This is a genomic window from Pseudorhizobium sp. NPDC055634 (genome assembly GCF_053618655.1).
The window spans coordinates 98,622-120,920 of the sequence record NZ_JBSHHW010000011.1; the positions used below are offsets into that span (position 1 = coordinate 98,622).

Consider the following 22,299-nt stretch of genomic DNA (forward strand, 5'->3'; position numbering starts at 1 on the left):
TTGCCGTTTGTTTACCGGCTTGCCTTCGGGCAACTCCATTGACAAGTCGATTTACGTTTACGTAAAAAGCAGGGGAGTTTTTCCGGCCGGTTAAGGCCCGTCGGCCCATGAGGAGGATGCACCATGTACAAGGCTCCGGTCGAGGAGATCGCCTTCACCCTGAACCACGTCGCCGGCCTTGCCGGCGCTGTCGAGGCAGGCAGGCTGGGCGATCTTTCCGCTGATCTGGTGGAGGCCATCCTCGAGGAGGCGGGCCGCTTTGCCACCAACGAGATGGCACCGCTCGGCGAGGTCGGCGACCGGCAGGGAGCCCGGATTTCGGACGGCGTCGTCACCACGCCGGACGGCTGGGCCGACCTCTATCGCAACTGGCGCGAAGGCGGCTGGAACGGGCTGATCGCGCCGGAAGCCTACGGCGGCCAGAACCTGCCGCACATGCTGAACGTCGCCGCGCTGGAGATGTGGAACTCGGCCTCGATGGCCTTCGCGCTCGCGCCGACGCTCACCATGGGCGCGATCGAGGCTCTCGAAAAGCACGGCAGCGACGCCCTCAAGGCCAGATATCTCGAAAAGCTCGTTTCCGGCGAGTGGACCGGGACCATGAACCTGACCGAGCCCCATGCCGGTTCCGACCTCGGCGTCCTCAAGACGCGCGCCGAACGCCGCGACGACGGCACCTACCGTATCTTCGGCCAGAAGATCTTCATCACATGGGGCGAGCACGACGCGGCCGAAAACATCATCCACCTCGTGCTGGCGCGTCTTCCCGATGCGCCGGCCGGCACGCGCGGCATCTCGCTCTTTCTCGTGCCGAAGTTCCTCGTCGAGGAAGACGGCTCGATCGGGGCCCGCAACGACGTCTTCTGCCATTCCATCGAACACAAGCTCGGCATCCACGGCTCGCCCACCTGCACGATGATCTACGGCGACGGCAGGTTCGGCGATGAGAAGGGCGCGATCGGCTGGCTGGTCGGCGAGGAGAACAAGGGTCTCGCCTGCATGTTCACGATGATGAACAATGCCCGTCTCGCGGTCGGCATGCAGGGCGTCGCCATTGCGGAAGCCGCCACCCAGAAGGCGATCGAATATGCCCGCGAGCGCACCCAGGGCAAGGCGCCCGGCTGGACGGGGACCGGCATGAGCCCGATCATCGAACATCCCGATGTCGCCCGCATGCTGCTGACGATGAAGGCCCTGACCCAGGGCTCGCGCGCGATCTGCTATGCCTGTGCCCACGCCATCGACATGGCTGGCCACGCCGAAGGCGACGAGGCGAAGACCTGGGGCGAGCGCGCAGCACTGCTGACGCCGATCGCCAAGTCGTTTGCCACCGATGCCGGCGTGGACGTCGCCTCCCTCGGCATCCAGGTCCATGGCGGCATGGGCTTCATCGAGGAGACCGGCGCTGCCCGCTATCTCCGCGACGCCCGCATCGCCCCGATCTACGAAGGCACTAACGGCATCCAGGCGATCGACCTCGTGGCCCGCAAGCTGCCGCTCTCGGGCGGGGCGCAGGTGAGCGGCTTCATCGCGGAACTGAAGGACATTGCCGAGCGCGTCGCCGCCTCCAACGAGCCGGCTTTCGGCGCGACGGCCGAGCGCCTGCGGGAGGCGATCGCCGATCTCGAGACCGCGACCGGCTGGCTCCTGAATGCGCAGTCGGAAGGACGCGTTGCGGAAGCGCTCGCGGGCGCGACGCCCTACCAGCGCCTGTTCGGCCTCGTTCTCACTGGCACCTATCTTGCCAAGGGCGCGCTTGCGCCTTCCGACGACGGCCGGAAAGGGCCGCGGCTGACGCTCTGCCGCTTCGCCGTGGAGAACCTGCTGCCGGAAACGGCGGCGCTGAAGCGCCAGGTGGTCGAAGGTGCGGCGAGCCTCGAGGCGGCCCGCGCCGCGCTCGCCTGAGGAGAGACGTCATGAGCGACAACCACATCCTCGTCGAGCGGCCCGATCAGCAACCCGGCGTCCTCGTCATCCGCTTCAACCGGCCGGAGAAGAAGAACGCCATCACCACCGCCATGTACGGGCGGATGACGGAAGCCCTGCGCGAGGCTGACAGCCACGACGGCATTCGCGCCGTCGCCTTTCTCGGGACCGACAACTGCTTTTCCGCCGGCAATGACATGGGCGACTTCCTCGCCTACGCCATGAGTGGCGGCGGTCGTCCCTCGGCCGCGGACTTCCTGCAGGCGCTTGCCACCTGCGGCAAGCCCATGGTCTCCGGCGTGGACGGCCTCGCGATCGGCATCGGCACCACGATCCATCTCCACTGCGACATGACCATCGCGTCCGATCGCGCCCATTTCCGCACGCCGTTCGTGGACCTTGCGCTCGTGCCGGAGGCTGCCTCCAGCCTGATCGCGCCGCGCGTCATGGGCCACCAGCGCGCCTTCGCACTGCTCGCTGCCGGCGAAGGCTTCTCCGGCGAGCAGGCCCGCGAGGCCGGCATCGTCTGGAAGGTGGTGCCGCAGGATGCCGTCGAGACCGAGACGCTCGCGCTTGCGGCGAGCCTTGCCGCCAAGCCGCCGCATGCCATGAAGATCGCCCGCGACCTCATCCGCGGAAACGGCGACGACGTTTTGGCGCGCATGGACGAGGAACTGGTGCACTTCACCGCACAGCTTCGCAGCGCCGAGGCCCGCGCCGCTTTCGAGGCCTTCATGCGCCGTTGAGGCGGCGCATGGCCGTCCACGCCTGAAGCACAGGTTGGTTCGGCTGTTCAGGGCCCGAGCGGGTTGATGTCGCCCACGAAGCGGATGAGGTCCGCCATCGTGAAATGACCCTCCTGCTTGCACGGCAGTTCCGGTTTCCAGTTGGACCTCTTCCAGAGGAAGGACTCGTGGTCCCCGTGGACCAGGCCGAGGAAGGTCTCCGCCACGATGGTCGATGCCATCGGACCCAGGCGCTTTCCGTCATGGTAATGCTGCGCCTCCTTCAGGACGTAGTACCAGAGCGGCGTCTCCTCGTGCAGGCCGTGCTTTTCCGCGACCTTGCCATCCGGCCCGGTGGCGATCTCGACCGGTGTCATCGGCTGGATCTTCATCGCGCGACAGACGGCCTGGCCCGAAGGCAGGCCGATCTGTACGCCGCGCCGCAGATTGCGGAAGGGAAGGTTCGCATCCCGCTGCTGCTGCTCCGTCGGGTCCTCGCGCAGGCCCGGCAACGTGTGCAGCGACGGCGCGATGAACGGATCGAGCTTTCGCGAGAAGTTGAAGGTGAAATCCGTCCCGCCCTGGCCGACCACGTCGAAGAACCGCCGCCAGTCGATCACCCAGTTCGAGGGCAGTTCCGCAAGCGGGGGAAGAGGGGGCGGGGGCGGAGGAGACACCGGGGCCAGCTCGCCGACGATCTTTCCGGACTTGCCGGTGAAGAAGAACAGCGCCTGCAGGCTGCCATTGGCAATCCGCGGGCTTCCGGGATGGAAGGCGCGATTGTGGCTGTAGGTCTCGCGAACCATGGAGTGTCCGAGCCGGTAACACCCCGCGGCAAACTCTGCCGGCATGTAGGGACGCCTCTTGAACCGGTAGAATTCCCGGCCCTTGTTCTTGATGCGGTTGATCAGGCCCGGTTCCGTCAGCCGCTCCACGAAGTCGAAGAGGACGATCCACTGGTAGTGCCAGGTCACGATCCGGCGCGCCTCGAGAAACAGGGCGCCACCGGTCAGCGGCGAGCCGTTCTTCTGCAGCCAGTCGACGACCGCGTTGTGGAAGCGGAGCATCAGCAAATGCGTCTGCGCCACCAGCAGGTTCTCGTCGTTGCGTTCGTCGAAGATCAGCGCATGGCCCACCTGGTTGCGCGGCAGGTCGTGCCGGAGCGAGGGGATGGTCTCGCCGAGCTCGTTGTCCGACGCGCCCGTCTTGCCGATGAGGAGCAGCGGCGTGATGTCGAACGTCGTCTTGTCGCGCTGGTAGAGGTAGGGATGGATACCCGGTCCGTCCCCATAGAGTGAATCGAGATCGAGCGCCGGCGTCCGGAAATTGTCGGTCGCCTTGGGATCGGCCTTCTGCTGCTCGAGAGGCGTCGTGTCCAGCGTGATGTCGTGGTCGATGAACTGGCCGAGATAGGTATAGCCGGCCGGGATGTTCTCGTTGTCGCCGCCGGGATCGGGGTCGGCGCCCACCGCGCCCTGGTCCCGCATAGCCTTGGCAAGTTCGAACAGTGCATCGTCGTCCGCATAGAGCGGCAACAGGTTCGGAAACATCACGCCGAATTTTCCGGGGTCGCCGATCCCGTTGAAGGAATGCAGCGTCTCGCGCTTCATGCCGCGCACACCATGTCCATGCATCGCAATGTTAGTCATGACGTCCCCTCCTCGTGCAATCCACGATTATCTTCGCTCTGGAATAATCGCTATGATTGCATCGAGGGTTGCCGGACACAACCAACCGCTGACTCAATCTGCGGCTGCACGGGGTTGTCCGGAGCGTCTCAGCGCTGGAGAAGGGCGACGGCTTCCACATGCGGCGACCAGAGGAACTGGTCCACCGGCACGACCGAGCGGATCTCGTAGCCGCCATCGACCAGCAGCCGCAGGTCGCGCGCCAGGGTGAGGGGGTTGCAACTGACCGCCGCCACCTTCCGGACGCCGGAGCGGGCCAGTTCCCTGACCTGCGCCTCCGCGCCGGCGCGTGGCGGGTCGAAGACGACCGCGTCGAAGACCTTCAGCTCCTGGGTCGTCAGCGGCCGGCGGAAGAGGTCCCGCTTTTCCACCGTCACGGGCTTGAGGCCCTGCGTCGCGCGGGCCGCCTGGTCGAGTGCTCGCAAGGGCTTGTCCTCTCCTTCCACGGCATGGACACGGGCCGCCCGCGCCAGGCGAAGCGCAAAGGTCCCGGAGCCGGCGAAGAGGTCCAGCACGCGTTTCGACTTGCCGACATGGGCGGACACGAGGGCGGCCATGGCGTCCTCCGCCTCCTTCGTCGCCTGCATGAAGGCGCCGGGGGGCGGGGTGACGAGTGCACCGCCGAAATCGACCAGCGGCTTGCGCGGCTCGATGAGGATCTCGCCGTTCACGGAAACCCGGGCGATCGCGCCGAGACGCATCACCGTCTCAATCGCCGCCCGCCGTCGCTTGTCGTCGAGGGGCTTCACGCCCTCGGCCGCCACGTCTAGTCCGGAAAGCGTATTCAGCACCGTCAGCCGGAAACTCTCCGAGCCCCCGGCAATGGAAGCCGCAACCGATCGCAGCGCGTCCAGTTGCGCGACGATCGCAGGGGCAGCGACGGGACATTCCTCGATCGAGACGATGTGATTGGTCTCAGCCCGGTTGAAGCCGAGAAGAAGGCCCTTGTCGGTCCGGCGCGCCGTGAAGACCGTGCGCCGCCGCTGGCCGAGCCCGCAGGAGACGAGCGGTTCCACCTCCGGCGCCAGGCCCTTGCTTCGCAAGGCATCGACGATGAGGATGCGCTTGAAGGCTCGGTACGGTGCCTCGGCCAGATGCTGCAGCGAGCAGCCGCCGCAGGCGTCCCGGTCCGGGTCGAAATGGCGACAGATGGGCGCCACGCGGTCCGGGGAAACGGCGCTCGTCGAAAGAAGGGCGCCATGGCTGCCGTTGCGGGCAATCGCCACCGTTTCTCCAGGCAGTGCGTGCGGCACGTAGACCGGCCCCTCTGCCGTGCTGGCAATTCCGTGCCCCTGGGCGCCAAGCCTGTCGATGGTGACCGTCAGCGTGCTCATCTGTCTTTCATTCCTGCCAGCAGGTATTCCTGGTTGCCGTCGCCGCCGGATATGGGGGAGGGGATGAGGCCGAGGCTGCGCCAGCCCATCTCTTCCGTCAGCCAGGTGTCCAGCGTTGCCGCGACCGCGGGTCCGCTCTCCGGTTCCTTCAGGAGGCCGCCCTTGCCGATTGCCTCGCGGCCCGCCTCGAACTGCGGCTTGACGAGAAGCACGCATATGGCCCCGGGCTCCGCCAGTTTCAACACCGGCGGCAGGGCGAGCCTCAGCGAGATGAAGGAGACGTCGGAGACGACGAACTCGATCGGCCGGCCATCGAGGTCGTCCGGGCAAAGGGCCCGTGCATTGAGGCCTTCGACGTTCGTCACCCGCGGATCGGTCGCAAGCGAGGGATGCATCTGCCCGTGCCCGACGTCGATCGCCGTGACATGCGCCGCCTCCCGTTGCAGCAGGACCTGCGTGAAGCCTCCGGTCGAGGCGCCCACGTCGAGGCAGTTGCGTCCCGATGGGTCGAGCCCGAAATGATCGAGCGCCGCCACCAGCTTCAGGGCGGCGCGGGAGACGTATTCCTGGGCAGGGTCGTCTATCTGGATTTCCACATCGTCGGCAAAGGTCTGGCCGGGCTTGCTGGCGACCTGGCCGTTCACCCTCACGGTCCCGCGCACGATCGCGTCGCGCGCACGCGAGCGGCTGGCGAACAGGCCGAGGGTCAGCAGGAGTTGATCGAGGCGTTGCGGCGGATGATGGGACATGCGCCCTCCATGGAGCCCTTTCGGTCGGGATGCAAGCAGCGCGGGCCGACGGGTCAAAGGTTGGAGCGAATATCAATCGAATTTTAAGCCGCATCCGGTTGACTGTCGGGAACGCCATTCCCGGCGCTGCCGTCGTCAGGACGGCCCGAAATGACTTCGGCTCCTCAAATCCCTGCTCAGTCACGTAACGGGAAGGCCATGTCGCTCAATAATCTCTCCCTCAACAAGAAACTCATCGGCACGTTTTTTGCGGTCATGTCCGTCTGCCTGCTCGCCTCGGCGATCGTCTTCTGGCAGGTCGTGAAGTCCACCCGCGCCTCCGGAGAGCAGACGCGGGCGCAGGAAATCCTGCACCAGGTGGACAATGCCCTGGAGGCCATGCTCGAGCAGGCCGTCAACCAGCGCGGTTTCCTGCTTTTCCGCAGCGACAGCACCTATAACGAGGTCTTTGCCCAGCGCGACAAAATGATCGCCGCGATCGAGGAGGCCAAGAAGGCCGCAGCCGGGCAACCGGGCTTGATCGCATCGCTCGACCAGATGCGCGCCGCCGCGGACGTCTTCCACACGCAGCTGAGCGAGCCGCAGCTTGCCGCCCGCAGAAGCACCGAGGCGCCGATCGAGGAGATCATCGAGATCGGCAGGAACCAGTCGAGGGGCCAGCTCGACGCCTTCCGCGAAACCGCCGCGAAGATCAAAGAGGACGCCGGCGTGCTCGTCGCCTCGCTGCAGGAAAACCAGGAACGCGCCCAGTGGGACATCATGCTGGCGCTGCTATTCGGCGGCGCTGCGGCGGGCCTGATCGCGACCGGCCTGGTATGGGCCCTGTCGCGGGCGATCGTCACCCCGATCGTCGGCATGACGAGGGCGATGACCGAACTCGCCTCCGGCAACAACGACATCGAGGTCCCGGCGCTCGGACGGGGAGACGAAGTCGGCGAGATGGCGAAGGCCGTCGCAGTCTTCAAGGATTCCGCCATCGAGAAAATCCGCATCGAGCAGGAAAGCGAGGCGATCCGCGCCGCCGCGGATCGCGAGCGGATGAGCAATGACGAGATCAAGACGCGCGAATCCGGCCAGATCGAGTTCGCCGTGAACGCGCTGGCGACCGGGCTTTCGAGCCTCGCGAACGGCGATGTCGCCTACCGGATCGACACCCCCTTCACCGGCAATCTCGATCGCCTCCGCGTCGATTTCAACGAGGCTGTGGCGAGGCTCCAGGCAGCACTCCAGTCGGTCGGTGCGAATGCGGCGGCCATCAACGCAGGGGCAGAGGAAGTTCGCACCGCCGCCGACGATCTGGCGCGTCGTACCGAACAGCAGGCCGCTTCCGTAGAGGAAACCGCAGCCGCCCTCGAACAGGTCACCACCACCGTCAAGGATGCCGCCAAGCGCGCCGAGGATGTCGGCGAACGCGTCGAGCGCGCCCGTGTCGGTGCCGAGAAGTCCGGCGAGGTCGTTCGCAAGGCGGTTTCCGCAATGGAACAGATCTCCAAGTCTTCGAGCGAGATCATCAACATCATCAGCGTCATCGACGACATCGCGTTCCAGACGAACCTGCTGGCGCTCAATGCCGGAGTGGAAGCCGCTCGCGCCGGCGAAGCCGGAAAGGGCTTCGCGGTCGTGGCGCAGGAGGTGCGCGAACTCGCCCAGCGCTCGGCCAATGCGGCGAAGGAGATCAAGTCGCTGATCACCACGTCGGGCGAACACGTGGATTCCGGCGTCGCCCTGGTCGGCCAGACGGGCAAGGCGCTTGAGGCGATCGTCGGCGAGGTCCAGGAAATCGACGAACACATCCGGGCGATCGTCATCTCCACCCGGGAACAGTCGACCGGCCTCCAGGAAATCAATGTCGCCGTCAACACCATGGACCAGGGCACGCAGCAGAACTCCGCCATGGTCGAGCAGCAGACCGCCGCCAGCCATTCGCTGGCACGGGAAGCGGAATCGATGAACTCCCTGCTGCGCCAGTTCAACCTCGGAGGCGGGGCGGCCGGCAGCGTGGCGCGCGGTGCGGCGCCAGGTGCTGCCACAGCCGCGCCGTCGCGGTCCCCGGTCCAGGCGCCGGCTGCCTCCATGGCGGCTCCCGCACGCGCGGCAGCACCGGCATCCCGGCCCGCGATCGAGCCGGCGTCGGGACGTAAGCCTGCCCCCGCGACACCTTCCTCGCGGCCCGCGCCGTCACCGGCGAGCGCCCTGCACGGGAAGCTGTCCGCAGCCTTCGGTGGCGGGTCAGCTGCCGCGAACCCCAGTGCCGACAGCTGGGAGGAATTCTGATCCTCGCGGGCATGGAGAAACGCAAAACGGCCGGGTCATGCCCGGCCGTTTTGCTGTCCAGAAGATGAAGGGCGGGTCAGTTCACCCCGCCGCCCCGACGTCCACGCCCTTCTGTCCCAGCGCGCTGAAGACGGTGGAGACGATGCCGGCACGGTCGAGGCCGGCCCTGGCATACATTGCGTCCGGGCTCGCCTGCTCCATCCAAAGATCGGGCAGGACCATCGGCCTGACCCTGAGACCCTGGTCCAGCAGAGCCTCGGAGGCCAGGAAGTGCATCACATGCGAGCCGAAGCCGCCGATCGCACCCTCTTCGATGGTGATCAGCACGTCGTGATGGCGGGCAAGCTGGCGGATGAGGTCGCGGTCGAGCGGCTTGGCGAAGCGGGCGTCCGCCACCGTCGTGGAAAGGCCCGCCGCATCGAGGTCTTCGGCCGCCAGCAGACAGTCGCGGAGACGGGTGCCGAAGGAAAGCAGCGCGACCCTGGTCCCTTCCTTGACGATCCGGCCCTTGCCGATCTGGAGGATCTGGCCGCGTTCCGGCATTTCGACGCCAACACCCTCGCCGCGCGGATAGCGGAAGGAGATCGGGCCCTCGTCGTAGGCGGCGGCCGTCCGCACCATGTGCTTCAGTTCCGCCTCGTCGGCTGCCGCCATCACCACCACGCCGGGCAGGGTGGCGAGGAAGGTCGTGTCGAAGGAGCCCGCATGCGTCGGACCGTCGGCGCCGACGAAGCCCGCCCGGTCGATCGGGAAGCGCACCGGCAGGCCCTGGATCGCCACGTCGTGGACGACCTGGTCGTAGCCGCGCTGCAGGAAGGTGGAATAGATAGCGCAGAAAGGCTTGAACCCTTCCGCCGCAAGCCCGGCCGCAAAGGTCACCGCATGCTGCTCGGCGATCCCGACGTCGAATGTTCGCGACGGGAAGACCTCAGCCAGCTTGTCGATCCCGGTGCCGTTCGGCATGGCGGCCGTGATGCCGACGATCTTCTCGTCGAAGCGCGCTTCCTGCACCAGCGATTCGCCGAAGACGCTGGTATAGCTCGGCGCGTTGGGCTTGGCCTTGGCCTGGGTTCCGGTGATGACGTCGAACTTGTTGACGCCGTGATACTTGTCGGCGGCGGCCTCGGCGGGCGCGTAGCCCTTGCCCTTCTGGGTGCAGACATGGATCAGCACGGGACCCTGTCCGTTGTCGCGCACGTTGCGCAGCACCGGCAGAAGGTGCTCGAAGGAATGCCCGTCGATCGGGCCGATATGGTAGAACCCCATCTCCTCGAACATGGTGCCGCCGGTCACGTAGCCGCGGGCGTGCTCCACGGCGCGGGTGATGGCGCGGTCGACGCCCTTGCCGAGATAGGCCGTCAGCTTCTTGCCGATTTCCCGCACGCCCATGTAAGTGCGCCCGGAGGCGAGCCGCGCCAGATAGGCGCTCATCGCCCCGGTCGGCGGCGCGATCGACATGTCGTTGTCGTTGAGGATGACGATGAGGCGTGCGTCGAGCGCGCCCGCATTGTTGAGCGCTTCATAGGCCATGCCGGCCGACATCGCCCCGTCGCCGATCACCGCGATGACGTTGCGCTTCGATCCGCTGAGGTCTGCGGCAACCGCCATGCCGAGGCCCGCCGAAATCGACGTCGACGAATGGGCGGCGCCGAAGGGGTCGTATTCGCTTTCGGCCCTGCGGGTGAAGCCGGAGAGCCCGTTTTCCTGGCGCAGCGTGCGGATACGGTCCCGCCGGCCGGTCAGGATCTTGTGCGGATAGCACTGGTGCCCGACGTCGAAGATCAGCCGGTCGTCCGGCGTGTTGAAGACCTTGTGGATGGCGATGGTCAGTTCCACCACGCCCAGTCCGGCGCCGAGATGCCCGCCCGTCTTCGAAACCGCATCGATCATCTCGTCACGAACTTCGCGGGCGAGTTGCGGCAGGTCGCGATCCTCGATCATCCGGAGGTCGGCTGGGAACTTGACCGCGTCGAGCAGGGGAGTCTGGGGTGGGGATGTCACGGAGTCTGGCCTTTTCTGCTCTTTCCGGATGCTGCTGTTCTCCAAAATGAGGAGGAACGAGGCTTTTTCAAGTAAGTGCCTTAGCGGATTTCACATATTGGGCAAGGGTACAAACTCCTCTTCGTCCCCAGGTACGATGTCGAAGCGCCCGGTGCGCCACTCTTCCTTCGCCTTCTCGATCCTGTCGCGGGAGGAGGAGACGAAGTTCCACCAGATGTAGCGCTTGGAATTGAGCGCCGCGCCGCCGAACAGCATCACGTGACAGCCCTGCGGCCCTGCCTCCAGGGTGATCTCGTCGCCGGGGCGGAAGACGAGCAACTGGTCCGCCGCGAACCGGTCGCCCGCAATCGCGAGTTCTCCGGACAGGATGTAGACCGCCCTTTCCTCGTGGGCCGCCGGAAACGGAAAGCGCCGGCCCGGCTCGAGCCGAAGGTCGACATAGAGCGTGTCGGTGAGGACGGGCACCGGCGAGGAGAGGCCGGCGAAGTCGCCGATCACCACGCGACCGCTCGCGCCGCCGCTGTCGATGAGGGGCATCGCCTCGAAGCCCGTGTGGGAGAAGGCCGGGTCGATCTCCTCCCGGTCGTCGGGCAGGGCGAGCCAGGTCTGCAGGCCGGAAACGGAAAGCGGCCGCCCGCGCAGGTTCTCCGGGGTGCGCTCCGAATGGACGATCCCGCGCCCGGCGGTCATCAGGTTGACGTCGCCCGGCCGGATGACCAGTTCCGTCCCCAGGCTGTCGCGATGCTTGATCTCTCCGTCGAAGAGATAGGTGACCGTCGACAACCCGATATGCGGATGCGGCTTGACGTCGAGCGCCTCGCCGGCGCGCAGCAGCGCGGGGCCCATGCGGTCGAAGAAGATGAAGGGGCCGACCAGCCTCCGCTGGCGGCTCGGCAGGGCGCGGCGGACGGCAAAGCCGCCGATGTCGCTCGACCGCGGGATGATGAGGTTCTCGATGGCGTCGCAGGCAAAGCTGTCGCCGGCCTGCGGATCTGTTCCGGGGAAGAAGGACATGAAGGTCTCCTGTAGCGCCAAGCCTAGCGGAAGGCGACCCTCTTTGCCAGTTGGGCGTGTTCCGGTTAGCGGCCAGCCCCGCCGATCAGCCGGCTCCATTGCTCGCCGGCGAGCCCGTTGAGGAAGGCCTCGCCGGAACGCACCCTCGCAAGGATGGCCTCGTCGCTGGAATGAACGATGCTGGAACCGGTGTTGACCAGCGCAAGCCGGCGCCCCAACATGGCGTCCATGAAGGCGGGCTGCATGCGTCCGCGCACAAGGCTCGCCCCGCGCGTTGCGGCATCCGCCAGGAGCGCGTCGAGCACCGCTCCTTCCTGTCCCGGCAGGGCGAGGAGTTGCAGTACCCGGGCGCTGGAGTTCGGTCGCAGGTGGTAGAAGCCGGCGCCGATGGCCGCCTGCATGCGGTCGAACATGCCGATGATGACCGGCTGGCCGTAGGCGGGCTTCGCCATCGCTTTCTGTGCCAGACGGAGGGTCTCTTCCTCGCTCCATCCGGGCCGCAGCGGGAAGCGCGCGATACAGGCTGCAAAGACAGCCGCGAATTCTTCCGCGCTGATCGCTCGCGTGGTGACCGCTTTCGGGTTGCCCGCAAAGACCGTCCAGCGGAGTGCGTCGTTCTTCACGCGACCACGGATCCGGCGTCCCGCCATTCGCGCCAGGGGTCTGAGGTGCTGAAGAAACGGAAAGCGGTATGCCGCGCCGTCCAGCAGGGCGACGGCCGGATCGATGATGCGCACCCAGTCGAGGCTGTGCGAGGGCAGGACGACCCCGCCAAGGCCCCGCCACATCCGAAGGGAAACGTCGCTCGCGGTATCGGTGAAGGAGAAATCCTGCGGCCCTTCGAGCGCCGCCTTCAGCAGCTTCGCGCCGGTAAGCGGTCCCGTTTTCTCGCGATCGACCATGATGGAACTGCAAAGCGCCATGCGAAGCGGCCGGCCGTCGAGCGTCATGGGAAGCGCGTGCCGCCCGATGAAGCCGCTCGGTGTCCCGTCGTCCTCGACATGGACGAGGGACGGAAGGTCACGGCCGCAAGACTCGTCCTCAAGGTAGACGGCGCGGATGTCGGCGAGGAGTGCGGCGGGGGGCGGCGTCGCCCGTCTTCGGAAGATGCGCTGGAAGAGGGCTGCGACAGCGCCCGCGTCGTCCTCCGTCAGTGGTCGAATCCTGCCCATCCGGCTCCTGCATCCTGTTCTGGCCAAGCCTTACGGGCGGCACCTCAATATCGGGTTCACGCCTCACCGGGATTCGCGGTTATGGTGAAGAGGGGGTTGCCTTGTCGTCGCCCGGGTCGTCGCAGGGTTCGATGACGGCGGGTTTGCCGGCTTCGGTTCCGACCTCCAGGCAACCGGCGTCGTGGCAGAGCCTCCAGCCGCCTCCCGTTGCACCGGAGGCCGCAAGCACGATGCGTGGCTGCGCCGCCAGTTTGGGAGCCCAGACCCACCACCCGTCGCGGAGCAACGCATCGGGCCCCGGTTCCATGCCGGCCCCCGAGCCCTTGACGGCCGCCTCCGCCAGGACCAGTCCTGCTGGGGTCACCTCCCAGCGCTCCCTCCACTCCGTCTTCTGGACCGAATGCGTCCAGGAGAGGGAGAAGGCGGAGATCGCAAGCGCCAGCGTCTTGCCGCCCGCCAGCAGGCAGAGGCTCATGGGAGCGCGACGGAGCGGGTCTTGCGTGCCCGCAGCCAGTGCTGCACGACGACGAAGGCGCCAAGCGCCCAGCCGATCTCGTCCGTCCACGGCAGTGCGAGGACGACGGCGAAGCCGGCCGCGAAGGCGAGCAGCCGTTCCCAGACCGCCAGAGGCGCGAAGAGAAAGCCGACGACGGCGACGCCCCAGAGCGCGATGCCGAAACACGCCTTTGCGAAGACGTAGGCGACCTCAACCGGATAGCCCCAGGCCGCGGCGATCGCTCCGCCATCCTGCAGCATCAGTGCCGGTGTGTAGACGGCCATGAAGGGCACGACGAAGCCCGCCGCCGCAAGCTTGGTGGCCTGGATCGAGATTTTCAGCCCCGACGTCTTGGCCATCGGCGCGGCGGCGAAGCAGGCAAGCGCCACGGGAGGCGTCAGGTCGGCCATGATCCCGAAGTAGAAGACGAACATGTGCGAGACCAGCAGCGGCACGCCGAGCTCCAGCAGGGCAGGGCCCGCAAGCGACGAGGTGATGATGTAGTTGGGGATCGTCGGAATGCCCATGCCGAGGATGAGGCAGGTGATCATCGTCAGCACCAGCGACAGGAAGAGATTGTCCTCTCCCACCCGGATGATGAAGCCGATGAAGGTCGAGGCGATCCCGGTCAGCGTCAGCGTGCCGATGACGATGCCGACGATCGCGCAGGCAATGCCGACCGGCAGTGCGTTCTTGGCGCCCTCGGCCATCGCGTCCCGGCAGATCCCGAGCGTCTCGCGGCCGCCCTTGACGAAGAAGCAGCCGGCGATCAGGGCGATGATGACGATCGCCAGGAAGTTGACGCCGAATTCCAGGAAGGAGGCCGCGGCCAGTCCGACCACAAGCCAGAACACGACCCGGAAGGCGAAGGGGCCGATCGAGGCCGCGAGCGGCATGCCGAGGATCAGCACGACGACGAGCGCGAGGCCCATCGTGCCGGCGAAGATCGGCGTGTAGCCGGCAAACAGCAGGTATACCAGGACGCCGAGCGGCAGCACGAGCGGCCAGTGCTGCTTGACCGCCAGCCAGGGATTGGGAAGCTCGGACTTGTTCATGCCCCGCAGCCCGGCCTTGCCGGCTTCGAGGAACACGGTCCAGAAGCAGACGCCGAAATAGAGGATCGCCGGGATCAGCGCCGCCTTGACGATCTCCGCGTAGGGCACGTTCAGCGTTTCCGCCATGATGAAGGCGACCGCGCCCATGACCGGCGGCATGATCTGCCCGCCCATCGAGGAGGTCGCCTCCACCCCGCCGGCAAAGGCCGAGCGGAAGCCGAAGCGCTTCATCAGCGGAATGGTGAACTGGCCGCTCGCCACGACATTGGCGACGCCGGAACCGGAAATGGTTCCCATCAGCGCGGACGACATGACGCAGACCTGCGCCGGTCCGCCCCGCCACGTTCCGACGAGGCCGAGAGCGAAATCGTTGAACAGGGCCAGCATGCCGGCCCGCTCGAGGAAGGCGGCGAAGACGACGAAGATGAAGATATAGGCCGCCGAGACGTAGATCGGCGTGCCGTAGATGCCTTCCGTGCCGAAGCCGAAATGCTCAACGATCAGCTCGAAATCATAGCCGCGATGGATGAAGGGCGGCGGGAAATACTGGCCGAAGAAGCAGTAGGCGAGAAAGATCGCCGCGATGATCGTCAGCGGCAGGCCCATCAGCCGCCGCGCGCCCTCGAAGACCAGCGCGATCGCGACGGTCGCGACGGCGAGGTCCAGCGGCGTATGGAAGCCGCTGCGCAGGATCAGTTGCTCGTAGAAGACCCAGTTGTAGATCCCGGTCAGGAAGCCGAGGATGCCGAGAGACCAGAACCAGATCTTGCCAGCCCTGGTCTTGGCCACGAGATTGCCGAACAGGACGAAGCCGAGGAGGAGCAGGAAGCCGACATGCATGGCGCGCACGACCTGGCTCGGCAACGTGCCATAGGCGGCGGTCCACAGCTGGAACAGCGAGAAGGTGAAGGCGATCCAGAAGGCGATGCGGCCGGTGATGCCGCTGCCGAACCCCGAGGGCAGACCCTCGATTGCCTCTTCCGCGCTATGCGGGGCAGGCTTGCCCTCCACTGCTGCCAGATCGCTCATTCGTCCCTCGATATTCGATAGCTGAAATAGAAAACCCCGCGGCTGCTTTCGCTGCCACGGGGATCAATGCGTCGCCGGCCTTACTGCATCAGCCCTGCTTCCTTGTAGTAGCGCTCCGCGCCGGGATGCAGCGGAACGGGCATGCCCTCCAGCGCCTTCTTGGGATCGATCGCCTTTGCCGCGGCATGGGAAGCGGCCAGGCGGTCCAGGTTCTCGAACAGAAGCTTCGTCATCTGGTAGACGGTTTCCTCCGAAACGCCGTCATGGGTGATGAGGAAGTTGCCGACAGCCGCTGTCGGAACGTCTTCGGTCTGCCCGTCATAGGTCCCGGCGGGGATGATGACCGGAAGATACGGAGCGCCGATCTTCTCCACGTCCGCTGCCGGAACGGCGACGACGTTGATCGGCAGCGAGGTGGCGAGGTCACGGATCGAGGCGACGCCGAGACCGGCGGACTGCAGCGTCGCGTCGAGCTGGCGGTTCTTGATCAGTTCGACCGATTCAGCGAACGGCAGGTATTCGGTCTTGCCGAGGTCCTCGTAGGACATTCCGGCGGCCTCGAAGATAGCCCGCGCGTTCAGTTCGGTTCCGGATTTCGGCGCGCCGACCGACAGGCTCTTGCCCTTCAGGTCGGCGAGCGACTTCACGCCGGAATCCTTGCTGGCGACGATCTGGATGTAGTTCGGATAGATGCCGGCAATGCCGCGCAGCTTGTCGAGCTTGCCGGGGAAGCCGGCCTCGGTATTGCCTTCCCATGCCATCTGGACGGAATCGCCGAGCGAGAAGCCGATCTCGCCGCGGCCGGCCTGAAGCAGGTTGAGGTTCTCGACGGATGCCTTCGTCGCCTGCACCTGGGTGCGGGCCCCCTCGATCTTCTCCCCGTAGATTTCCGAAAGCGCGACGCCAAGCGGATAATAGACGCCCGACGTGCCGCCGGTCAGGACGTTGATGAACTCCTGTGCCTTCGCTCCCGTGGATGCGAAGGTGGCGGAAACCGCCAGGGTTGCGGCGAGCACGAGTTTGATTTTGCTTGATTTCACGACTGTTCCTCCCAAAGCCATCGTCAGCAGGCGCTCAACATGCGGAACTGAGAGGGGGTCGTCAATCGCTTTGTGCCCGAAGCGGGCAAACTTACTGCAAGCTTCAACTAATGCAGGATTTCACTCGTTGTCGAGCGGCTCCACGCCCTGCGGCTTGCCCGCGCGGTCGAGGCGGATCTTCTCGATGCGGTTCTCCGCGGCGGCGAGCAGTTTCTCGCAATGCTTCTTCAGGGCTTCGCCCCGTTCGTAGATGGCGATCGACTCGTCGAGAGCCACGTCGCCGCGCTCGAGCCGCTGGACGATGCTTTCCAGCTCCGCCACGGCCTTCTCGAAAGTGTAGCCGCTGACGTCGTTGGTTTCCGCGTTGTCGCTCATGTTCAGCCCCTCATCAGTCTGCAGATGTGCAGCCCGGCCGATTCCGCCAGGCCTTCGAGATCATAACCACCCTCCAGCAGGCTGATAAGCCGGTTGTCGGCATATTTCCCGGCAATTTCCATGAGCCGTCCGGTCGCCCAGTCGAAATCGTCGCCCACGAGGTTGATCTGCGCCAGCGGGTCGCGATGGTGGGCGTCGAAGCCGGCCGAGATGATCAGGAAATCCGGGCGGAAGTTTTCCAGCGCCGGAAGGACGCGGGTCCGGAATGCGTCGCGGAAATGCTCGCTGGCGGAATTAACCTCCAGCGGAGCATTGACGACATTGCCCTTCGTGCCGGTCTCGTCCTTGGCACCCGTCCAGGGATAGAGCGGCATCTGGTGGGTGGAGCAGAAAAGCACGGAGGGATCGTCCCAGAAGATGTCCTGCGTGCCGTTGCCGTGATGGACGTCCCAGTCGACGATCGCCACCCGCTCGACGCCATAGGCCTTCTGCGCGTGGCGTGCGGCAATCGCGGCGTTGTTGAACAGGCAGAAGCCCATCGCCCTGGTCTTTTCCGCGTGGTGCCCCGGAGGACGCGCGGCGACGAAGACATTGTCCGCGGCCCCGGTGAACACGTCGTCCACGGCGGCGATCGCCCCGCCGATCCCGGTGAGCGCCGCCCGCAGGCTGTCCTTGCCGACATAGGTATCGGCTTCGATCTGGTTGATCCCGTCCTCCTCCGGGATCTCGCGGACCACGGAGTGCAGGTGTTCCTCGGGATGGGCGAGCAGGACGGCGTCCTCGTTTGCCTGCGGCGCCTTCTGGCGGTCCAGCTTCTCGAAATTGGGATGCTGCAGGGCGATCGCCAGCGAGCGCAGCCGGTCGGCGCGTTCGGGATGACCCTCCGGTGTCCGATGCTCCAGGAAGATGTCGTGTTCGTACAGGCGGGTGGACATTCTGGGCCTCGTTTCCGGTTTGCCACGACATGGCGCAGATCGGCGCCCATTTCAAGCAAGCGTGGGGCGCGCTTGTTTGATGGCGGAGAATGGGCTTACATGAACCGGCCAAGCTGGAAGGTGCCGTGGACAAAGAGCCCGCCGACTTCATCGAGTTCAAGGTCCCTTTCCGGGATGCGGACATGCATGGCGAGATGTTCCGCTCCGCCTATGTCGCGCGTGCCGAAGAGGCGGTGGCGGAATTCTGGAAGCGCCACCCTGCCTCCGAAGCAGACCCGCATTTCACCGTCGGCAGGATCACCTGCAGTTTCCATGCGCCGCTGCGGCTGGATGATGTCGTCCGCATGGACGTCCATGTCAGCAAGATCGGCGGCAGGTCGGCCGGCTTCCTGGTGCGCATGGTCCCGAACGGCGGCAGCGAGGCGGTGGCCGAGGCGGAGATCCTCTGGATGGCCTGCGACCGGCAATCCCGGGAGCCTGTCACCCTGCCGGAAGACCTGCGCGACTGGCTTTACGAATTCCTGGATTGACCTAGCCAGGCCCTCCGTCCCCTCCGGCCCCCGCGATTGACTCGACAGTCGTTCGACCCCATGATCGCTGATACGGGCCGTGTTGGGAGGCATGAGCACCGTGACATTCTGACAAGCGAACAACGATTGCACTGCGTAGGCCTCGCCACGCGTTGCTTGCGCATGATGCCTTCATCATTCTGGGAGGAAGTCATGAAGCGCCTGATGTCGTCCGTTGCCGTGCTCGCCGTTTCCACGGCAGTCGCGCATGCACAAACGCCTGCCGTCCCCGATAACCTGGAAAAACTGTCGAACTTCCAGACCACCGGAACGACGGAATTCACCCTCATCGACCAGGAGGGGGAATATGCCGACGGGATCAAGAAGAACCTCGAGCGGATAAAGCTACCCGACGGGTTCAGGATCGACCTCTACGCCGTCGTGCCCGACGCGCGTCACATGGCGGTCGGTCCGCAGGGGATCGTCACCTTCGTCGGAACCCGCAAGGACAAGGTCTGGGCCGTCACCGACCGGAACAAGGATCGCGTCGCCGACGAGGTTAAGGACTTTGCGCCGTCGCTGCAGTTTTCCATCCCGAACGGCCCCTGCTTCTCGAAGGACGGCTTTCTTCATATCGCCGAGCAGAACCGCGTTCTCCTGTTCCCGGCGGCGGAGTTCTTCTACGAGAGCCCCGATGTCGCGGCCTTCAATCTCGTCAAGAAGGGCGAACTGGTGCCCGCCGAGCACGAGAGCTTCAACCACACGGCGCGCGTCTGCAAGATCGGGCCGGACGGCAAGATCTACATCTCGCTGGGCCAGCCCTTCAACGTCGCGCCGGCGGAAAGCCTCGACACCTACATGCAGCACGGCATCGGCGGCATCATCCGCATGAACACCGACGGCACCGGGCGGGAGGTCTATACCTACGGCGTCCGCAATTCTGTGGGGCACGACTTCCATCCGGTGACGGGTGAACTCTGGTTCACCGACAACCAGGTCGACGGGATGGGCGACGACATACCGCCCGGCGAGATTAACCGTCAGACGGCGGCCGGCCAGCATTTCGGGCATCCATGGTACGGCGGCGGCTCCATCCGTACGACGGAATACGAAGGCCAGGAGGTGCCGGTCGAAGTGGTCATGCCGGCGGCGGAGATGGATGCGCATGCCGCCGACCTCGGCATGACCTTCTATACCGGCGGCATGTTCCCCCAGCGCTACAGGAACGCGATCTTCTCGGCGCAGCACGGCTCCTGGAACCGCACCACGCCCGTCGGGGCGCGCGTGATGGTGACCTTCGTGGATGGCGACGGCAAGGCGACGACCGAAACCTTCGCCGATGGGTGGATCGACGAGAACGGCGAATATCTGGGACGCCCGGTCGACGTCGCGCAGTTGCGGGACGGCTCGCTTCTCGTCTCCGACGATCTCGCCGGTGCCCTCTATCGCATCTCCTACGAGGGCAATTGATGCGGGGAGCGCTCCTCGCGATCCTGGGCGGCGGCATGCTAGTCGTCCAGGGTTCGGCTGCCGGTGCCCAGCAACCGGGCGATCCGCAGGCCGGTCTCCGGAAGGCCGGCATGTGCCGCACCTGCCACGGGATCGACGGGGTCGCCCGCATCCCGGTCGCTCCGCATATCGGCGGGGAGAGCGCCGCCTACCTGTCGCGGCAGCTGACCGCGTTCCGTGACGGCACCCGGACCCACGAAATGATGTCGGTCGTGGCAAAGGGGCTGGACGACCAGTCGATCGCCGATCTCGCCGCATGGTATTCGTCTCACCGCGCCACGGCATCCCTGCCGCCGGGCCGAAACGAAACCATGGCGCCGGAGGCCTGCGTCGCCTGCCATGGGGCGGACGGGCTGGCGACCGTCGAGGATGCGCCGAACCTTGCGGGAGAGAACGCGATCTATATCGATACCCAGCTGAAGGCGTTCCGGATGGGCAAGCGCAGGCACGAGATCATGTCGGAGATTGCCGCCGGTCTCGGCGACGCCGATATCAGGGCACTCGCCGACTGGTATGCCGGAACCCGGCTCGACGTGGTTCCGGCGAAGTGACGTCGCGGCGGGGGACCCGGAGGTCCCGCCTGACGATCAGGCCCGGGCGGGCAGCAGCGGATAGCCGGCCATGACCGCGCGGCCGGCAAGGGCCGCGACGCCTGCCTTGACGAGGTCGCCGGGAATGAAGGCCATCGAGCCGATGAAGGCCTTCTCGAAACCGAGGCCGGAAACGACGGCGAGATAGGTGATCCCGAAGAGGTAGAGCACGACCACCCCGCCGGCGACGGCGGCGACGAAGAAGCCGGCGGTCTGCGCGATCGCGCCCTGAGAGCTGCGGACGAAGCGTTCCGAAAGATAGCCGGTGACGAAGGCGGCAAATACCCAGCCGATCAGGAAGCCGGTTGTCGGCGCCGCGAAGACGGCAAGCCCGCCGCGTCCGCCCGACAGCACCGGCAGGCCGATGGCGGCAAGCAGGAGCACGAGCAGCACTGCAATGGTTCCACGCCGCGCGCCGAGAACCACGCCGGCCAGCATGACGCCCAGGGACTGCGCGGTGATCGGAACGGGTATGAAGCCGAGCATGATCGGCGGCAACAGGCCCAACGCAACGATGATCGCGGCGAAAAGGGCGGCAAGGACGAGATCGCGACTGCTCATGTGGGACGCTCCTGGTTTTCGGTCGGCTGTTTGTGCGCGCGGATGCCGCGGGCGTCAATGGCGGCGGCGATCTCATCCGCTGCCTTCAGCGTCTGGATCATCAGCGGGACGAGGACCGTCGTCGGCCGCAGCCTCAGCCCGCGGGCACGATGCGATTGCTTCAGGACATCGTAGCGCGACAGGACCTCCGGCACGAAGCGGATGACGAGGCCGACGGCAAGGCCGATATCGTCCGCCCGCACGAGGCCGAGCCGTTCCAGCGGCCGTGCCGCCCGGCTGACCACGTCTATGAACGCCCCGACCGTCGTCGTCGCGGTGACGGCTGCGGCGACCAGCATCAGGGTCGTCAGACGAAGAAGCGCGACGATCCCCTCTTCGACCGAGCCGAGAAGCACCGTTGCGAGCGCCACGACGGCAATGGTCAGGAGGACCGGTCGCAGCCGGAGCCATCCCGCCCTCGCGCCGATGCCCGTGGAGGCGTAGAGGCCGAGTGCCGCGATCGCGCCGGCGCCAAGCACGGGCGGGGAGCGCGTCAGGAAGACGGCTAGGCTCACGAGGAGAACGAGCAGGAGCTTCGGCCCCGCGGGAAGCCGGTGAAGCCGGCTGTCGCCCTCCACGTAGAGCGAGTTCAGCACGCGGCGATCTCCCGGTAGCGACCGATCGCGTCGTCGGGCGGTCCGTCCACCAGGATCCTTCCCTCGTGGAAGAGCAGCACGCGGTCGAAGGTCTCGATGAGTTCCAGGTCGTGACTGATGACGAGGACGTGCTCCTCGAGACGGTCGATCGTTTCCTGGACGAGGCGGCGGTTGCGCAGGTCGAGCTGGTTCGTCGGCTCGTCGAGGATCACAAGCGCCGGTTCGGTAACGAGGACGGAGGCAAGCGCCGCAAGCTGCAGTTCGCCGCCGGACAGTTCGTGCACCCGACGGTCCGCCAGATGCGCGATGCCGAAGCGTCCAAGCACGCCGTCGACCCGGGCTTGCACCTCGCTCCGGGCCAGCCGGCGGCTGCGAAGGCCGAGTTCGATGTCCTCGCGCAGGATCGGCAGGATGATCTGGTTCTGCGGGTTCTGGAAGATGAAGCCGACCTTGCCGCGAACCGCGTCGCCGTCCGAGGCCGTGTCGAGCCCATCGACCGTGACGAGGCCTTCGCTCGGCTGCACGAGGCCGTTGATCATCCGCGCGAAGGTGGTCTTGCCCGAGCCGTTGAGGCCGATGATGCCGATGCGGCGCTCCGAGAGCGAGAGGGTCGAGGGATGGACCGCCACGCGCCCTTCGAAGCTCGCTCCTGCCTGAACAAATCTGACGTCCAACCGCGCGT

Annotated in this window: 20 protein-coding genes; 6 read left to right on the forward strand and 14 right to left on the reverse strand. The window is 66.1% G+C overall.

Annotation, left to right across the window (positions count from 1 at the left end):
- Window positions 1-123 precede the first annotated feature (123 nt).
- On the forward strand, window positions 124-1,905 hold the full coding sequence (locus tag ACWGPT_RS17345) for an acyl-CoA dehydrogenase (protein WP_452606880.1): 1,782 nt from the start codon (window positions 124-126) through the stop codon (window positions 1,903-1,905).
- A gap of 11 nt (window positions 1,906-1,916) precedes the next feature.
- Window positions 1,917-2,672 carry a crotonase/enoyl-CoA hydratase family protein gene (locus ACWGPT_RS17350; protein ID WP_452606881.1) on the forward strand — a complete coding sequence of 252 codons (756 nt, stop codon included), beginning with the start codon at window positions 1,917-1,919 and terminating at the stop codon, window positions 2,670-2,672.
- Between the two features lie 47 nt (window positions 2,673-2,719).
- Here ACWGPT_RS17350 and ACWGPT_RS17355 read toward each other — a convergent pair whose 3' ends face one another.
- From ACWGPT_RS17355 to ACWGPT_RS17365, 3 genes are all read right to left on the reverse strand, one after another.
- Entirely contained in the window at window positions 2,720-4,300 is a 1,581-nt protein-coding gene (locus ACWGPT_RS17355; protein ID WP_452606882.1) for a peroxidase family protein, read from the reverse strand.
- Window positions 4,301-4,428: 128 nt separating this feature from the next.
- The gene (locus tag ACWGPT_RS17360) at window positions 4,429-5,673 is read right to left on the reverse strand and encodes a class I SAM-dependent RNA methyltransferase (protein WP_452606883.1); all 1,245 of its coding nucleotides are present in this window, start codon (window positions 5,671-5,673) and stop codon (window positions 4,429-4,431) included.
- Window positions 5,670-6,422: a TlyA family RNA methyltransferase gene (locus tag ACWGPT_RS17365; RefSeq protein WP_452606884.1), complete on the reverse strand. Its 753-nt coding sequence runs from the start codon at window positions 6,420-6,422 to the stop codon at window positions 5,670-5,672. The genes ACWGPT_RS17360 and ACWGPT_RS17365 overlap by 4 nt, the downstream gene beginning before the upstream one ends.
- 198 nt (window positions 6,423-6,620) lie before the next feature.
- On the opposite strand from ACWGPT_RS17365, the gene ACWGPT_RS17370 reads away from it, so the two are divergent.
- Window positions 6,621-8,696: a methyl-accepting chemotaxis protein gene (locus ACWGPT_RS17370; RefSeq protein WP_452606885.1), complete on the forward strand. Its 2,076-nt coding sequence runs from the start codon at window positions 6,621-6,623 to the stop codon at window positions 8,694-8,696.
- Window positions 8,697-8,777: 81 nt separating this feature from the next.
- On the opposite strand, the gene dxs is transcribed toward ACWGPT_RS17370, so the two are convergent.
- The 8 genes from dxs to ACWGPT_RS17410 form a co-directional block, all read right to left on the reverse strand.
- Window positions 8,778-10,697 (reverse strand): 1-deoxy-D-xylulose-5-phosphate synthase, encoded by a 1,920-nt coding sequence (gene dxs / locus ACWGPT_RS17375; protein WP_452606886.1) that lies wholly within the window; start codon window positions 10,695-10,697, stop codon window positions 8,778-8,780.
- 90 nt (window positions 10,698-10,787) lie between these two features.
- Complete coding sequence (locus tag ACWGPT_RS17380; protein ID WP_452606887.1) at window positions 10,788-11,711, reverse strand: pirin family protein; 924 nt, start codon at window positions 11,709-11,711, stop codon at window positions 10,788-10,790.
- 65 nt (window positions 11,712-11,776) lie between these two features.
- The gene (locus ACWGPT_RS17385) at window positions 11,777-12,883 is read right to left on the reverse strand and encodes a hypothetical protein (protein WP_452606888.1); all 1,107 of its coding nucleotides are present in this window, start codon (window positions 12,881-12,883) and stop codon (window positions 11,777-11,779) included.
- Window positions 12,884-12,962: 79 nt separating this feature from the next.
- Window positions 12,963-13,358, reverse strand: coding sequence for a DUF1850 domain-containing protein (locus ACWGPT_RS17390; protein WP_452606889.1), 396 nt, complete (start codon window positions 13,356-13,358; stop codon window positions 12,963-12,965).
- Window positions 13,355-15,463 (reverse strand): TRAP transporter permease, encoded by a 2,109-nt coding sequence (locus tag ACWGPT_RS17395; protein WP_452606890.1) that lies wholly within the window; start codon window positions 15,461-15,463, stop codon window positions 13,355-13,357. The genes ACWGPT_RS17390 and ACWGPT_RS17395 overlap by 4 nt, the downstream gene beginning before the upstream one ends.
- Before the next feature lie 80 nt (window positions 15,464-15,543).
- On the reverse strand, window positions 15,544-16,488 hold the full coding sequence (locus tag ACWGPT_RS17400; protein ID WP_452606961.1) for a TAXI family TRAP transporter solute-binding subunit: 945 nt from the start codon (window positions 16,486-16,488) through the stop codon (window positions 15,544-15,546).
- Window positions 16,489-16,623: 135 nt separating this feature from the next.
- Complete coding sequence (locus ACWGPT_RS17405; RefSeq protein ID WP_452606891.1) at window positions 16,624-16,878, reverse strand: exodeoxyribonuclease VII small subunit; 255 nt, start codon at window positions 16,876-16,878, stop codon at window positions 16,624-16,626.
- Window positions 16,879-16,880: 2 nt separating this feature from the next.
- A complete protein-coding gene (locus ACWGPT_RS17410; protein ID WP_452606892.1) occupies window positions 16,881-17,813 on the reverse strand; it encodes a histone deacetylase family protein in 933 nt (310 codons plus the stop codon).
- A gap of 125 nt (window positions 17,814-17,938) precedes the next feature.
- Here ACWGPT_RS17410 and ACWGPT_RS17415 point away from each other — a divergent pair, with 125 nt between their 5' ends.
- The 3 genes from ACWGPT_RS17415 (at window position 17,939) to ACWGPT_RS17425 (ending at window position 20,382) form a co-directional block, all read left to right on the forward strand.
- Window positions 17,939-18,343: an acyl-CoA thioesterase gene (locus ACWGPT_RS17415; protein WP_452606893.1), complete on the forward strand. Its 405-nt coding sequence runs from the start codon at window positions 17,939-17,941 to the stop codon at window positions 18,341-18,343.
- Between the two features lie 192 nt (window positions 18,344-18,535).
- Window positions 18,536-19,792, forward strand: a complete 1,257-nt coding sequence (locus tag ACWGPT_RS17420; protein WP_452606894.1) for a PQQ-dependent sugar dehydrogenase — start codon at window positions 18,536-18,538, stop codon at window positions 19,790-19,792.
- A complete protein-coding gene (locus tag ACWGPT_RS17425) occupies window positions 19,792-20,382 on the forward strand; it encodes a c-type cytochrome (RefSeq protein ID WP_452606895.1) in 591 nt (196 codons plus the stop codon). Before ACWGPT_RS17420 ends, ACWGPT_RS17425 begins: the two co-directional genes overlap by 1 nt.
- 36 nt (window positions 20,383-20,418) lie before the next feature.
- Here ACWGPT_RS17425 and ACWGPT_RS17430 read toward each other — a convergent pair whose 3' ends face one another.
- Genes ACWGPT_RS17430 through ACWGPT_RS17440 form a run of 3 tightly spaced genes read right to left on the reverse strand, consistent with a single transcriptional unit; the run spans window position 20,419 to window position 22,291 of the window.
- The gene (locus ACWGPT_RS17430) at window positions 20,419-20,982 is read right to left on the reverse strand and encodes a biotin transporter BioY (RefSeq protein WP_452606896.1); all 564 of its coding nucleotides are present in this window, start codon (window positions 20,980-20,982) and stop codon (window positions 20,419-20,421) included.
- The gene (locus ACWGPT_RS17435; protein WP_452606962.1) at window positions 20,979-21,614 is read right to left on the reverse strand and encodes a CbiQ family ECF transporter T component; all 636 of its coding nucleotides are present in this window, start codon (window positions 21,612-21,614) and stop codon (window positions 20,979-20,981) included. Before ACWGPT_RS17435 ends, ACWGPT_RS17430 begins: the two co-directional genes overlap by 4 nt.
- Window positions 21,611-22,291, reverse strand: coding sequence for an energy-coupling factor ABC transporter ATP-binding protein (locus ACWGPT_RS17440; protein ID WP_452606897.1), 681 nt, complete (start codon window positions 22,289-22,291; stop codon window positions 21,611-21,613). Before ACWGPT_RS17440 ends, ACWGPT_RS17435 begins: the two co-directional genes overlap by 4 nt.
- Between the last annotated feature and the right edge of the window lie 8 nt (window positions 22,292-22,299).

Excerpts from the sequence above, each read along its gene's own strand:
- ACWGPT_RS17345 (WP_452606880.1), top strand. The coding sequence starts at position 124 with ATGTACAAGGCTCCGGTCGAGGAGATCGCCTTCACCCTGAACCACGTC.
- ACWGPT_RS17350 (WP_452606881.1), top strand. The coding sequence starts at position 1,917 with ATGAGCGACAACCACATCCTCGTCGAGCGGCCCGATCAGCAACCCGGC.
- ACWGPT_RS17355 (WP_452606882.1), bottom strand. The coding sequence starts at position 4,300 with ATGACTAACATTGCGATGCATGGACATGGTGTGCGCGGCATGAAGCGC.
- ACWGPT_RS17360 (WP_452606883.1), bottom strand. The coding sequence starts at position 5,673 with ATGAGCACGCTGACGGTCACCATCGACAGGCTTGGCGCCCAGGGGCAC.
- ACWGPT_RS17365 (WP_452606884.1), bottom strand. The coding sequence starts at position 6,422 with ATGTCCCATCATCCGCCGCAACGCCTCGATCAACTCCTGCTGACCCTC.
- ACWGPT_RS17370 (WP_452606885.1), top strand. The coding sequence starts at position 6,621 with ATGTCGCTCAATAATCTCTCCCTCAACAAGAAACTCATCGGCACGTTT.
- ACWGPT_RS17380 (WP_452606887.1), bottom strand. The coding sequence starts at position 11,711 with ATGTCCTTCTTCCCCGGAACAGATCCGCAGGCCGGCGACAGCTTTGCC.
- ACWGPT_RS17385 (WP_452606888.1), bottom strand. The coding sequence starts at position 12,883 with ATGGGCAGGATTCGACCACTGACGGAGGACGACGCGGGCGCTGTCGCA.
- ACWGPT_RS17390 (WP_452606889.1), bottom strand. The coding sequence starts at position 13,358 with ATGAGCCTCTGCCTGCTGGCGGGCGGCAAGACGCTGGCGCTTGCGATC.
- ACWGPT_RS17395 (WP_452606890.1), bottom strand. The coding sequence starts at position 15,463 with ATGAGCGATCTGGCAGCAGTGGAGGGCAAGCCTGCCCCGCATAGCGCG.
- ACWGPT_RS17405 (WP_452606891.1), bottom strand. The coding sequence starts at position 16,878 with ATGAGCGACAACGCGGAAACCAACGACGTCAGCGGCTACACTTTCGAG.
- ACWGPT_RS17410 (WP_452606892.1), bottom strand. The coding sequence starts at position 17,813 with ATGTCCACCCGCCTGTACGAACACGACATCTTCCTGGAGCATCGGACA.
- ACWGPT_RS17420 (WP_452606894.1), top strand. The coding sequence starts at position 18,536 with ATGAAGCGCCTGATGTCGTCCGTTGCCGTGCTCGCCGTTTCCACGGCA.
- ACWGPT_RS17425 (WP_452606895.1), top strand. The coding sequence starts at position 19,792 with ATGCGGGGAGCGCTCCTCGCGATCCTGGGCGGCGGCATGCTAGTCGTC.
- ACWGPT_RS17430 (WP_452606896.1), bottom strand. The coding sequence starts at position 20,982 with ATGAGCAGTCGCGATCTCGTCCTTGCCGCCCTTTTCGCCGCGATCATC.